Origin of the sequence: Streptomyces sp. DH12 (genome assembly GCF_020873895.1) — a bacterium.
In the GTDB taxonomy this organism is placed as follows: domain Bacteria; phylum Actinomycetota; class Actinomycetes; order Streptomycetales; family Streptomycetaceae; genus Streptomyces.
In genome coordinates this window covers 258,156-270,162 of the sequence record NZ_JAHWGT010000001.1, presented here as the reverse complement: position 1 = coordinate 270,162, position 12,007 = coordinate 258,156, and the positions used below count along the sequence as shown (strand labels likewise).

Annotated in this window: 9 protein-coding genes and 1 pseudogene; 4 read left to right on the top strand and 6 right to left on the bottom strand. The window is 76.4% G+C overall.

Annotation, left to right across the window (positions count from 1 at the left end; genetic code table 11):
• Positions 1–82 precede the first annotated feature (82 nt).
• The 3 genes and pseudogenes from LPA54_RS01255 to LPA54_RS01245 all read right to left on the bottom strand — a co-directional run bounded on the left by LPA54_RS01255 (position 83) and on the right by LPA54_RS01245 (position 3,751).
• Positions 83–1,278: pseudogene (locus LPA54_RS01255) on the bottom strand (AAA family ATPase).
• A 323-nt stretch (positions 1,279–1,601) separates the two neighbouring features.
• Positions 1,602–3,077, bottom strand: a complete 1,476-nt coding sequence (locus LPA54_RS01250) for a hypothetical protein (RefSeq protein WP_228973159.1) — start codon at positions 3,075–3,077, stop codon at positions 1,602–1,604.
• A 161-nt stretch (positions 3,078–3,238) separates the two neighbouring features.
• Positions 3,239–3,751 carry a hypothetical protein gene (locus LPA54_RS01245; protein WP_228973158.1) on the bottom strand — a complete coding sequence of 171 codons (513 nt, stop codon included), beginning with the start codon at positions 3,749–3,751 and terminating at the stop codon, positions 3,239–3,241.
• A gap of 368 nt (positions 3,752–4,119) precedes the next feature.
• Here LPA54_RS01245 and LPA54_RS01240 point away from each other — a divergent pair, with 368 nt between their 5' ends.
• The 4 genes from LPA54_RS01240 to LPA54_RS01225 all read left to right on the top strand — a co-directional run bounded on the left by LPA54_RS01240 (position 4,120) and on the right by LPA54_RS01225 (position 8,503).
• Entirely contained in the window at positions 4,120–4,602 is a 483-nt protein-coding gene (locus LPA54_RS01240) for a hypothetical protein (RefSeq protein ID WP_228973157.1), read from the top strand.
• 64 nt (positions 4,603–4,666) lie between these two features.
• Positions 4,667–5,185, top strand: a complete 519-nt coding sequence (locus tag LPA54_RS01235) for a GNAT family N-acetyltransferase (RefSeq protein WP_228973156.1) — start codon at positions 4,667–4,669, stop codon at positions 5,183–5,185.
• A 511-nt stretch (positions 5,186–5,696) separates the two neighbouring features.
• The gene (locus tag LPA54_RS01230) at positions 5,697–6,890 is read left to right on the top strand and encodes a macrolide family glycosyltransferase (RefSeq protein ID WP_228973155.1); all 1,194 of its coding nucleotides are present in this window, start codon (positions 5,697–5,699) and stop codon (positions 6,888–6,890) included.
• A 38-nt stretch (positions 6,891–6,928) separates the two neighbouring features.
• Complete coding sequence (locus LPA54_RS01225) at positions 6,929–8,503, top strand: CocE/NonD family hydrolase (protein WP_228973154.1); 1,575 nt, start codon at positions 6,929–6,931, stop codon at positions 8,501–8,503.
• Positions 8,504–8,536: 33 nt separating this feature from the next.
• Here the strand turns inward: LPA54_RS01225 and LPA54_RS01220 are convergent, their stop codons facing one another.
• From LPA54_RS01220 to LPA54_RS01210, 3 genes are all read right to left on the bottom strand, one after another.
• Complete coding sequence (locus tag LPA54_RS01220) at positions 8,537–9,436, bottom strand: GDSL-type esterase/lipase family protein (protein WP_228973153.1); 900 nt, start codon at positions 9,434–9,436, stop codon at positions 8,537–8,539.
• A gap of 191 nt (positions 9,437–9,627) precedes the next feature.
• A complete protein-coding gene (locus tag LPA54_RS01215) occupies positions 9,628–10,836 on the bottom strand; it encodes an NAD(P)/FAD-dependent oxidoreductase (protein ID WP_228973152.1) in 1,209 nt (402 codons plus the stop codon).
• A 151-nt stretch (positions 10,837–10,987) separates the two neighbouring features.
• Positions 10,988–11,932, bottom strand: coding sequence for an RNA polymerase sigma-70 factor (locus LPA54_RS01210; RefSeq protein WP_228973151.1), 945 nt, complete (start codon positions 11,930–11,932; stop codon positions 10,988–10,990).
• Positions 11,933–12,007 lie beyond the last annotated feature (75 nt).

The window sequence follows — 12,007 nt, the reverse complement described above, 5'->3', positions numbered from 1 at the left end:
GGCGGCGCGGGCCGGGGCGTCGGCGCGGGCCGGGGCGTCGGCCGCGGCAGGGGGCGCGGCCCCGGCCGTCGTACGGGCCCCGTCACCGGCGCGCCCCCGCCGCCCGCCGGGCGCCGGCCGCCGCCGCGACCTTCCCCACCGACCGGTCGGCTCGCCGGGCGAGTCCGATCACGCCGGTCAGCCGCTCCACCGCCTCCGGCACCTCCCAGTCGTCGCGCCGCACCCCGGCCAGCGCCGACGCCGGGCGACCAGGAGGTCGGGGGCTCCGGTCTCCAGCGCCCGGACCAGCACCGCCCAGGCCGCCTCCCACCGCTCCCGCTCCGGACGCGCCCCGACGGCGGCCACCACCGCTTCCAGCGCGGCCTGGCGCAGGTCGCCCCGTTCCGGCAGTTCCGCGGAGGCCGGGTCGGCCAGCAGCGTCTCCGGGTCGGGAAGGTCCATGCGGTCCAGGTGCGCGAGGAGTTCGAGCCCCGGCCCGTCCCCCACGGCGCCCCGTACCAGCAGCGCCAGCACGTCCCGGGAGACGGAGGCCGCCGTGCCGAAGGCCAGCAGGGTCACCGCGGCCTCCCAGCTCCGGGGCGAGGGCCACGCTCCGCCGCGCCGTGTCTCGCTGCTCGGCAGCCGGTGGATCAACGTCGGCCGGGCCTTCAGGAAGCCGCAGACCGCCCGCCGGGCCAGAGCGACGGCCTCGGGGAACCGCGACGGGTCCACCTGGGGCAGCTGCGCACGGGGCCAGACCCCGCCCAGGCCCCGCACCACCACCTCGCGGTCGTGCACCCGGTGCAGGTGGACGAAGCGGTTGGCCAGCGGCGGGCTCAGTTCCCAGCCGTCCGCCGCCGAGGCGCGCGGGTTGGCGGCGGCGACGACGCGTACGCCCGGGGGCAGGCGGAGCGCACCGACCTTCCGCTCCAGGACGACCCGCAGCAGGGCGGCCTGGACGGCCGGGGTGGCGGTGGACAGCTCGTCGAGGAAGAGCAGCCCCCGCCCGGCCCGCACGAGTCGAACGGCCCACTGGGGTGGTGCCATCGGTACCCCCTGCACGGCCGGATCGTCGCCCACGATGGGCAGCCCGGAGAAGTCGGACGGCTCGTGGACGCTGGCGATGACGGTGGTGAGCGGCAGGTCGAGGGAGGCGGCGAGCTGGGTCAGCGCCGCGGTCTTGCCTATGCCCGGCTCGCCCCAGAGCAGGACGGGGAGGTCGGCCGCGACGGCCAGGGTGAGCGCTTCGAGCTGCTCGTCGGGGCGCGGTTCTGTGGTGGTCGTCCGCAGGAGGGTCAGGAGTTCTTCGGCCGGCGCGAGTCGCGTACCGGGGCCGGGCGCGTCGGTGGTGAGTGTGTCGGGGCCGGGTGTGCCAGGGCCGGGTATGTCGGTGGTGCGTGTGTCGGGGCCGGATGTGTCGGGGCCGGGCGATTCGGGGTGCCGGGTCGGCTCGGGCAGGAGGGTGTGGGAAGTCATGGGCATCACCTGTGTGCGGTGTCGGGTCGGGCTTGTACGGGGAGGGACGGGCGGCCCGTCCCGGACGTCGTGGGGGCGTGCGGGCCCGTGGGGTGGCGCCGCCGGGTTCGGTCGGGCTCAGAGGATGGGGGTCGGTGGGTGGCCGGTCAGCCGGCCAGGCCGGTACGGGGTCGGGTCCGGCTGCTCCGCTTGAGGCGCAGCGGGAGCGGCGTACGGCGGTCGACACGGGGGCGGTGGTGTGGTTCCGCGTGTCCCGCTTCCGTGTGGCCGGCGCCGGCGGCCGCGGGGTGCTCGGAGACCAGCCCCGAGCGGAAGAGCCCGTGGTGGACGCGTCGGGCCGCGGCGGACTCCAGTTCCTCGCGCAGCGGCCCGTCGCGGAGGACCGCCTTCGGCCCGAGCAGCCCTTCGACCACGTCCAGGGCCCCGGCGACATCGCCGTGGCTGAGCCGTTCCCGTACCGCGGGCAGGGCCTGCGGGTCGCGGTGCACCGCGTCGATCGCCCGCAGGCAGGGCAGGGCGGGGCCGCCGAGCGCGACCAGCAGGCCCTCCCGCCGCAACTGGGCCGGGTCGTGGTCGATCGCCGTCAGCACCCCGTCCCGCAGCGCGATCCGGTGGACTTCGCCCCGGCACTCCACCCGGTGGGGGTCGGCAGGTCGGGCGGCACCGGCCGCCGGCCAGCCGTACGCCGCCGCCCGGGCGTACGGCGTCGGCGGGCCGGCCGGGGCGAGCACCGCGGCGACGAGCGGGTGCAGCCCGTCGGGCGCGATCAGCCCGGCCCGCAGCAGTTCCAGGTCCGGCAGGACCCGGGCCGCCGCCTCCGGGAGCACCGGGAGCGCTGCGGCCCGCTGCGGCGGCAGTGCCCCTGGCAGGGGCCGGCACGTCGGGGCGTGGCTGTCGTCGGGTGCGGCGAGTTCGAGTACGGCGCGGCTCCGCGCACCGAGCCGCACGGTGAAGGCCCCTCGGGGGCGCCCCTCCGCCCGCAGCAGGCGCTCCGCCTCGGCGGCCCACCGGGCCACCGCCCACGAGTCGCCGTGGGTGGTGGCCCGATCGGGCGGCGCCCCGGACGGTGCCGCTGTGGCGCCGCACCGCCGGGGCAGGTCGCCGCTCCGCGCCGCGTCCCAGAGGTGCCGGTGCAGGTCGAGCCGGAAGCGCCGGTCGGGATGCGGGTGCGGGTGCGGGTGTTGCCCGGTGGCGCGGCCTCCGGAGCCGTGCCACAGGGCGAGCGACATCCGCTGCCCGGCGTCCGCCCAGGCGGGCGGGGTGCGCACCACCAGCTGCGGTGCCACGGCACCGGAACCGCCGTAGCGGGCCAGGCAGAGCGTGAGGCCGGGCCGCAGCCGCCCGTCGGGGGCGATCCGAGGCATGTGCCAGCGCAGCAGGTCCGGCGCCAGCCGGCGCAGGTCGGCGCGGAGGCGCGTGGCTAGGTCGGTGCCGTGGCGGTCGCGCACGGCGCGCAGATCGAGGTCGACGTCGATCCGGGCGGCGGCGCAGGCCCCCGCCCAGTCACCGACCGCACGCCGTGCGGTCGCGGTCTCGATCATGGACGGTGGAACGGCGTACTGACGCACGCGCTGCCACATCAGGAGGCGGGTGGGAATCGCGTTCGCGGAGTGAGGTGCCATCAGCACTCACCTTGCGCGGACGATTCCTCCCATCCGTACGAGGAGAAGTTCGTCATCGCGGGCAGCGTAGGCGGCACGGCGACGATCTGTCAGTCCTTTTTCGCCACCGGGGCGGGCGGAGGGTGGGTGGGTGGCTGGGCCGGGACGCGGGGCGGTGCCCGTCAGCAGCCGCCGCAGTTGTGGTACGTCACGTCCCAGTGGTTGCCCTCGTCGGCGTAGACGTTGCCGGAGGCGGACCTCCACTGCGGTGCGCCGTCGCCCGGGCGGGTGCCGATGTAGGTGAACGTGTTCTTGATGTAGTTCCCGACGCACGTGTACTTGCTGTAGTCGAGCTTGTAGCCGTTCCAGTGCGAGTAGGTGCCGCCGGCGTGACCGGTCTCCGTGCCGCCGGTGATGTTGAGGGCGCAGCCGCTGGCGCTCTTCAGCGTCTGGGCGCCCTTGGCGGTGGCCAGGTTGAGCTGCTCGAACGACGTACAGGTGGGCTTGTTGCGGTCGGAGCAGCCGCCGGACGACGACCACGTGATGCCGGACGACCGGAACATCGAGGTCGCGGTGGCATGGCTGATCTTGGTGACCGCGTGGGCGTCGGTGGCGCCGCCGACGACACCGAACCCCGGGGCGAGGAGCGCCCCCACGACCAGGGCCAGGGCAGTGAGCACGGAGCGGAGCCGCATGGGTTCCTCCTGCGGATGCGGATGCGGATGCGGATGCGGGTGGGGTGGGGTGGGGTGGGGGTGAGTGCGGGCGCAGTTCCGATATGGACGCGGTTCGGGGTGCGTGCACGGGTGCGGGTGACGGTGCGGGCGTTGCGGGCGGTGCGCGAGCAGGTGCGGCATCCAGATGGTGCCGCAGCCTCCGTGGCGACGCCAGAGGGCCTGCTGCCACCCGGGCCGGGGTTCGAAGCCGCGGTGTGGGCGCGTGGTCGCCCCGCCTCCGCCGCGGTGGGGCGGTCGGTGGGCTCCGGCAGCGCTGCGGCACTCGTGACGGTTACCCGAGCGCGCGTTGCCCCCGTGTCGTCGCCGCGGTCGGGCATGGTGGCCGTATGCACGTCTACCGGGTCGCCACCACTCTGGCCGCGGCCACGCTCACGCTCGCGGGCTGCACCTCGGTCCAGTCCGACCGCCCCGCACCGCCGGTCCTCGCGGAGGTCCCCGCCCCCGACGGCGCTCCCGCGCCGATGCCACCGGTTCCCGCCCCCGCCCCGGCCGCCGCGCGCGAGGAACTCGCCGGAACCGGCCCGCGCCCCGCGGCCCTCCCCGGCCGGAAGGCCGGCCCGAGCGACGAACCCGCCCCGCCGCCGGGCCGCGCCCGGCGACCGCAGCCCCAGGAGGCGGGCGTCCCGGCGCCGCGGCAGGCGGCGCCCCTTCCGCAGCCCGCACGGGTGAAGCCCGAAGCCCCGCGGGATCCGCTGCCCCGCAGCCGGCCCGAGCCGCGCAGCAGCGTCCCGATGCGCGAGTTGTGCACGGCGGCCCACGGCACCGTCGACCCGTCGATCGTGGCGCTCTGCCGACGCAGCTACGGCTGACGGCCTCCCGCTGCGCGGGAGGGCGGGTGCGTCGCCGGTCCTGTCGGAGTGTCAGGATCCGGAGATGAGCGAACTGACCATACGTCCCCGCGGCGACGACGACATACCGGGCTGCGTCGCGGCCCTCGCCACCGTCCACGCGGCCGACCGGTACCCGGTGGACTGGCCCGTCGATCCCGAGGGCTGGCTGACGCCCCCGGGCCTGCTGGGAGCGTGGGTGGCCGTGGACGGCGGGGACGTCCTTGGGCACATGGCGCTCACCCGCCCCATGGAAGCGCCGCCGGTCGCGGTGGGGCTGCCCGCCCGGCGCCTGGTGGGGGTCGCGCGGCTCTTCGTCGACCTCCGCGCCCGCCGGCGCGGCGTGGCGGCACGGTTGTTGGACGAGGCGACGCGGGTGGCGGCGGACCGGGGGCGCACGCCCGTACTGGAGGTCGAAGCCGGCGCCACCTCCGCCATCAGGCTCTACGAACGCGCCGGGTGGTCCCGGGTCGGCAGTTCCGCGGGCGACTGGACGACGGCCGACGGGCGCGTCGCACGGCTGCTCTGGTATGTCGCCCCGTCGGCCGGCGGCGGCCGGGGGTGAACGTCCGCTGCCGTGGTGCTGCTGCGGCGTCGCGTGGGCGCCCGGGGCCGGTGGGTGGGGTCGGGGCCGCGCCGGGTCACCTCCTCGGGGTCGGCGGCCTCGGGTACGGGAGAAGTCACCCCGGTGACGCCGCCGACCCCTGCGGGGGCGACCCGCCACGGCCCCTCCGACCGCCGTCGGCGGGCGCGGACCTCGGTCGGCCGGGGATGCCGTCTTTCGAGGCGGGTCGAGAGGGGTGCGGTGCGGGCCCTCCACCCGGTGGAGCCCCGGTCGCCACGCGAGGTGGTGCGACGTACCCGCCTCATCGGTGACCGCTTCGGTGAAGGGGTTGAGTCCGAGCCGACTGATCGGGTGTGCTCGGGGCGGCTCGCGGTCCTTTGCTGCGGGGGGACCGTGGTGGTCGGGGGCATGGGCGCTCGAATGGGTGATCTCGTCGTGCGGGCGTCTCCCGGCCTGCCGTGTCCCGTTGAGGGGGTGAAGTGGTCTTCCGTTGAGCGATGGGATGTGTGTGATGGAGAAGCCGGACGTCTTCCGCCCCTGCGGGGCGCATGTGGCGGTGTTCAACGTGCCGATGGCCGGCCACGTGGTGCCGACCCTGGGACTGGTGCGGGAGTTGGTGGAGCGCGGGCACCGGGTGACGTACGCGGTGACGGCCGAGTTCGCCTCGCAGGTGCGTGCGGTGGGGGCCGAACCCGTGTTGTACGACGTGCCGCCCCAGGACGAGGCCCCTGAGGACATGGCGCAGGGCGTCACACGGGTGCTCGGCGTCAACTTGGGGGCGCTGCCGCAGCTGGAGCAGGCGTACGCGGACGATCGTCCGGACGTCGTGCTGTACGACGTGTACGCGTGGACCGGCCCGCTGCTGGCCGCGCGGTGGGGGGTGCCGGTGGTGCAGCTGGCGCCGACGCACATCCCCTACGACGGGTTGGTGCGGGAGTTCTTCGGGTTGGACGACATCTCCGCCATCCCCGGCTTCCCGCAGCTCGCGCAGGCGCTGGAGAGCTTCGGTGTGGTCGGCGGGGTGCACGCCCTGACCCTCGCGCCGCCGCGGTGCATCGCCTTCTTCCCCGAGAGCTTCCAGCGCCGGGCGCGGACGGTGCAGGCGGGCGAGGCGCACTGGGTGGGGCCCCTGATCGGCGACCGCTCCTTCCAGGGGTCGTGGCGGGCTCCGGCGGGGGCCGGGTCCGTGGTGTACGTGTCGCTGGGTTCGCAGTTCAACCGGCGGCCGGACTTCTACCGGGCGTGCGTCGAGGCTCTGGCGGGCCAGGGCCGGCACGTCGTGCTGAGCGTCGGCCCGGAGGTCGCCGCCGCCGGGCTCGGCCCGCTGCCGGACGGGGTCGAGGTGCACGCACACGTCCCGCAGATGGACGTGCTGGCGGCGGCTTCGGTGTTCGTCACCCACGGCGGCATGGGCAGCGTCATGGAGGCTCTGTCGGTGGGGGTGCCGATGGTGGTGGTGCCGCAGATGGCGGAGCAGCGGGTGAACGCCGCGCAGGTCGCGGAGTTGGGCCTGGGTGTGCACCTGCCCAGGGAGGAGGCGACCGCGCAGGCACTGCGGGAGGCGGTGGCCGCGGTGGCCCGCGACGCGGGCGTCGCCGCCTCGCTGGCGGCGATGCGGCGGCAGATCGAGGCGGCCGGCGGTGCGGTCGCCGCGGCGGAGGTGGTGGAGAAGGCGCTCGCCGACCGCCCGATGAGCGCCCGTTGATCCGCTTCCTTCGCGGGGGCAGGCCGAGGGCGGGGGCGGTGGCCGCGGTCGCGGCCCTCGCCTGCGCCGTCGGCCCCGTCCCCGCCGCGGGAACGCCCGCGAGCCTCCTCGACGCACCGGCCACGGGGGACGCGGATGGGGAGCGGCGGGTGTCGGTACGGGACGCCGCGGTGCCGGCCTCGGACGGCACCCGGTTGGCGGCGACGGTGTACGAGCCGTCCGGGCGCGGGCCGCACCCGCTGGTGGTCGTGCCCGGCCCGTGGATCCGCCTGCCGCTCGACCACGTGACGCTGGTGCGGCGCTACCGGGCGCTGGCGCGGGCGGGGTACGTGGTGGTGGCCTACGATCCGCGCGGATTCCGCCGGTCGGGTGGGCAGGCGGACCTGGCGGGGCCCGCCGACGTCGCGGACGCGTCGAGCGTCCTGAGCTGGGCGCTGGCGCACACGTCCGCGGACGCCGGGCGCGTCGGTGTTCTGGGGACCTCCTACGGCGGGGCCATCGCCTTGAACGCCGCCGCGCACGACGGTCGGTTCAGGGCGGTCGTGTCGCTGTCGTCGTGGACGGAGTTGGCCGGGGGCTACCGGATCAACGGCACGCGGGCTGCCGGTGTCGTGCGGTTCCAGGAACTGTTCGGCAGGGTCGACGGCCGCTACGGGCCGGAGGTGGAGGCGGCGTTCGACGCGGCGGTGTCCGAGAGGGCGGAGGATCCGGGGGCGTGGGTCCGGGAGCGGTCGCCCGCATCCCATGTGACCGGCCTGAACCGGCGCCGCACAGCGGTGTTCCTGGTGGGCGAATGGGACGACCCGATCGTCCCCGCCGGCCAGACGGGCGCCTTCGCCGACCGGTTGACGGGTCCCGGCCAGCTGCGCATGTACCGCGGCGGGCACGCCGACAGTCACACCGCCGGGACGGGGCTGGTGGACCGGCCCGACGCGTGGGAGGCGGCCGTGGCCTGGCTCGACCGGTACGTGCGCGACCACGGACGCGACCGGGGGCGGCGTTGGCCGGCGGTGGTGCTGCAGCCGCGCACCGGCGGGCCTCTGGAGGAGTACCCCGGGTGGGCCGCGCTGCGGGAGGCGGAGCGGGCGGTGCCCCTCGACGGGGGGCGCGGCGGCGGCCGCCTGGTCACCGGGCTGCCTTCGGCCGCCGAATCCGGCCCCTTCCCGGTCGCGGGGCCCCTCGACGCCGCGGGGGTGGCGCCGGTGACTTCCTGGCCGATCCTGGCGCCGCCGACCGCCGCCCCGTACACCAGCCCGCCGTCGCGACGGACGGTGGCCCTGCGCGGGCACGCACTCGTCCGGGGCGTGCTGGTGCCGGACGGCCCCGAGGGGACGGTCGTGGCCCACCTGTACGACATCGCCCCCACGGGCGAGGCCCGGCTGCTGACGCACGCCCCGTACACCTTCACCGGCCGGCGGCCGGGCACCGAGCTCCGGTTCGCCGTGCGCCTGCCGGCGACGGCGTGGGACGTCCCCGCGGGGCACCGGCTGGGCGTGGTGTTCGACACGGTCGACCACCGCTACCTGAGCGAGGGCCCCGTCGGGGCCGCGATCACGGTTGTTCCCGGCTCGGTACGGCTGACCGCGCCACTGCGGGACGCGCGGCAGCCGTGACCCGCGGGTGGCGGGACGCCGCCCGGCCGCCGGTCACGACGCGGTCGGCACCAGGGCCGGGCCGGGCGCGGGCACGTCCCGCCGTGGCCGGTACCGGTGCAGGCTCACCGGGCCGCCGGCCTGCGCGGGGATGAAGCAGGCCCCCGGCTCGCTCGTGACGTTCCGGGCGGCCTCCCACTCGTCGGGGAACACCGCGTCCGGCCGCCCGTCGAGCTCCCGCCGTGTGCCGGCGGCCACGCGCCCGGCCGCCGCCACCGCCACCAGGGCCCGCTTCTCGTACAGCAGGTAGCCCGCCGCGTTCGGGTGGAAGCCGTCCGGGCAGTACAGGTCTTCCGGCCGGCGGCGGAACTCCTCCGCGGTGAGCGACACCACCACCGCCCCGGCCCCCAGCGCGGCCGCTGTCTGGCGGCGGGCCAGTGCCCGCGAACGGCGGCTCGCCGGTCCACGTGCCGCCCGGCGCAGGGCAGGGGCCGCGCCGATGTCCGCGCACGCGCCGACCACCACCTCCCAGCCGGACGCGCGCAGGACGCGGACGTAGTGGCCCAGTCGGGCCGCCGACCGGCGCAGCGGCACGGGCAGCATCACGTCGTTGCCGCCGATCAGGATAAGGGCCACCCCCCGCTCGCCGCGCGCGGCCACGGCCGCGACCTGGCGGGCCATGCCCGCCGTCGTCACCCCGGCGCGGGCCGGTACGTCCAGGTCCACCGCGCACCCCGACTCAGCGACCAGGTCCTCGGCGAGCCGCGCGCCGTTGGTGTGCCGACCCTCCAGCACGCCCACGGTCAGGGCCGAGGAGTCCCCCAGCACCGTGAGGGGCAGAGCCGGTCCGTCCTCGGGGCCGTAGCGCCCGGCCACCAGGGGCACCGCCCCGCCGTCCCACAACCGGCCCCGCACCAGCAGCGCCGCGTACATCCGCACCAGCGTGCGCAGCACACCGCGCCGCACCCTCCTGCGCCAACACCCCATCCGGACACTCCGACCTCTCGACGCGCACCAGCCCGCACGCGGACGGCGGCTCACCGGCGCCGCGGACTCGGCCGCGGCGAACCCCGCGGCTGATGCGTCCAACGATCGGCGGCGCCCACGGCAACGCCGTCCGGGTGCGGCACGGAGGGCCGCTCGCGTCAGGCCGTCGTCCGCGCCGTGGTGGCGGCCGGGTCCGTACGGGTGGTGCCCCGGGTGACGCGGCGGCGGCGGGCGGGCAGGCCGAGGGTGGGGTGGGCGACGCCCCAGGCCGCGCCCTTGCAGACCAGTTCCTTGTACAGGGCGGCGAGCCGGCCGGTGAGGGCGGCGTCGACGGACCGGTCGTCGGCGGTGACGTACTGGATCAGGCCGTCGCCGCGGCCCAGGGAGACGCACTGGTTGAAGTAGCGGATGTGCGTGGTCGGCAGCTTGCCTCCGGTCAGGCGGGCCGCGATGGCGTCGGCGGCCTTCCACGCGGCGGGGGTGCCGGACGCGCAGGACATGCGCAGCGGCTGGCCGCCGGGGCCCGCCGCCAGGGCCGCGTCACCGACGGCGTACACGTCGGGGTGGGAGACCGAGCGCAGCGTGTCGTCGACCACGATCCGGCCCCTGTCGTCGACCTCCAGGGTGGTGGCCGCGGCGACCGGGTGGACCGCGAAGCCGGCGGTCCACACGGTGACCGCGGCGGGGACGATACGGCCGTCGGCGGTGGTGACGCGGTCGGCCTCTACCCGGGTGACGGGCGCGTCCTCGTGCACGGTGATGCCGAGCCTGCCGAAGACCCTCCCCACGTGCCCGCGGCCCTTGTCCGAGAGCCAGCCGCCGAGGCGGCCGCGGGTGGCCAGGGCGACGGAGAGGTCGGGGCGGGCCTCGGCGATCTCCGTGGCGGCCTCCAGGCCGGTGAGGCCACCGCCGACGACGACCACCGGCTGCCCGGCGCCCAGGTCGGCCAGACGCTCGCGCAGGCGGAGCGCTCCCGGCCGGCTCGCCAGCTCGTGGGCGTACTCGGCGGCGCCGGGAACGCCCCGGTCGTCCCAGCCGCTGCCGAGGGCGTACACGAGGGTGTCGTACGCCAACTCCTCGACGCGGCCGTCCGCGTCGGTGACGGCGACGGCCCTGCGGTCGGCGTCGATTGCGGTGACCCGGCCGATCCTGCACTCGACGCCGGTGCCCGTGAACATCTCGCCGAGGGGCCGGGGCGTCAGGCGGCGGCCGACCGCCAGCTCGTGCAGGCGGACGCGCTCGACGAAGTCGGGCTCGGCGTTGACGAGGGTGAGGGCGACGTCGTCACGGTGGAGCCGCTTGGCGAGGCGGCCGGCTACGACGGCTCCCGTGTATCCGGCGCCGAGAACGACGATGCGGTGCTGCATTTTTCCTGCTCCTGTCTGCGGGCCCGGTCTGCTGTCGGGTGATGACACCCCTTGAACCGGGCGGCCCTCCGCTTGCTGACAGGAACGCGGTGTGAACCGGCTCACACCGAGGGCGGGGGCACCCCTGGGCGGGGAGCGCCCCGTAGCGCGGTCAGAACGCCTGGAAGAAGGGCTGCCCGTGGTCGCCGGCCGCCCACAGCTCGGTGGCGCGCCGGAGCTTGTCGGGGTTGACCTGGTTGCGGAAGGCGGCGATGCCGTCCTCGGTGACCTCCAGGCACATGACGCCGACGACCCGGCCGTCGAGGACGGCCACGACGGCGGGGCCGCCGTTGGCGGTCGTGACGTGGATGCCGGGCGAACCGCCGACGATGGCGCGCTTGGACCGCGCGGGCTTGAACAGGCCCCGCATGAACGAGGCGACCGCCAGGGCGCCGTCGATCACCTTGGCCCGCGCCGGGACCTTGCCGCCGCCGTCGCCGACCGAGAAGGCGTCGGCGGTGAGCAGCTTCACGAGCGGCTCGGTCCGCCCGCTGGTGGCGGCCGCGAGGAACTCCTCGACGACCCGCCGGGCGGCGGCCTCGTCGATCGGGGCGCGGGACCTGCCGTCCGCGAGGTGCTTCCTGGCACGGTGGAGGAGCTGCTGGCCGGCCGCCTCGGAGATACCGAGGATCCGGGCGATCTCCCGGTGCGGGTAGTCGAAGGCGGTCCGCAGCACGTACACCGCGCGCTCCTGGGGGGACAGCCGCTCCATGAGGGTGAGGACGGCGTACGAGAGGGACTCGCGCTGCTCGGCGGTCTCGGCGGGGCCGAGCATGGGGTCGCCGTCGAGGAGCGGTTCGGGGAGCCACTGGCCCACGTAGGTCTCGCGGCGGGCGCGGGCCGAGGCGAGCTGGTTGAGGCACAGGTTGGTGAGCACCTTCGTCAGCCATGCCTCGGGGACCTCGATGCGGTCCACGTCGGCGGCCTGCCAGCGCAGGAAGGTGTCCTGCACGGCGTCCTCGGCCTCGCCGGCGGAGCCGAGGAGGCGGTAGGCGATGGCCTGGAGACGGGGCCTCGCGGCCTCGAACCGTTGCACGTCCTTCATGGTCAGCGGCATGGCCGGATCGTAGCGGGGCCACCTGCGCGGTGACGGCTGGGTCGGAGGGGCCGCCGACCCGCGGGGCGGGGCACT

Coding starts and splice junctions, on each gene's coding strand:
- LPA54_RS01250 (WP_228973159.1), bottom strand. CDS start 3,077: ATGGCACCTCACTCCGCGAACGCGATTCCCACCCGCCTCCTGATGTGG.
- LPA54_RS01245 (WP_228973158.1), bottom strand. CDS start 3,751: ATGCGGCTCCGCTCCGTGCTCACTGCCCTGGCCCTGGTCGTGGGGGCG.
- LPA54_RS01240 (WP_228973157.1), top strand. CDS start 4,120: ATGCACGTCTACCGGGTCGCCACCACTCTGGCCGCGGCCACGCTCACG.
- LPA54_RS01235 (WP_228973156.1), top strand. CDS start 4,667: ATGAGCGAACTGACCATACGTCCCCGCGGCGACGACGACATACCGGGC.
- LPA54_RS01230 (WP_228973155.1), top strand. CDS start 5,697: ATGGAGAAGCCGGACGTCTTCCGCCCCTGCGGGGCGCATGTGGCGGTG.
- LPA54_RS01215 (WP_228973152.1), bottom strand. CDS start 10,836: ATGCAGCACCGCATCGTCGTTCTCGGCGCCGGATACACGGGAGCCGTC.
- LPA54_RS01210 (WP_228973151.1), bottom strand. CDS start 11,932: ATGCCGCTGACCATGAAGGACGTGCAACGGTTCGAGGCCGCGAGGCCC.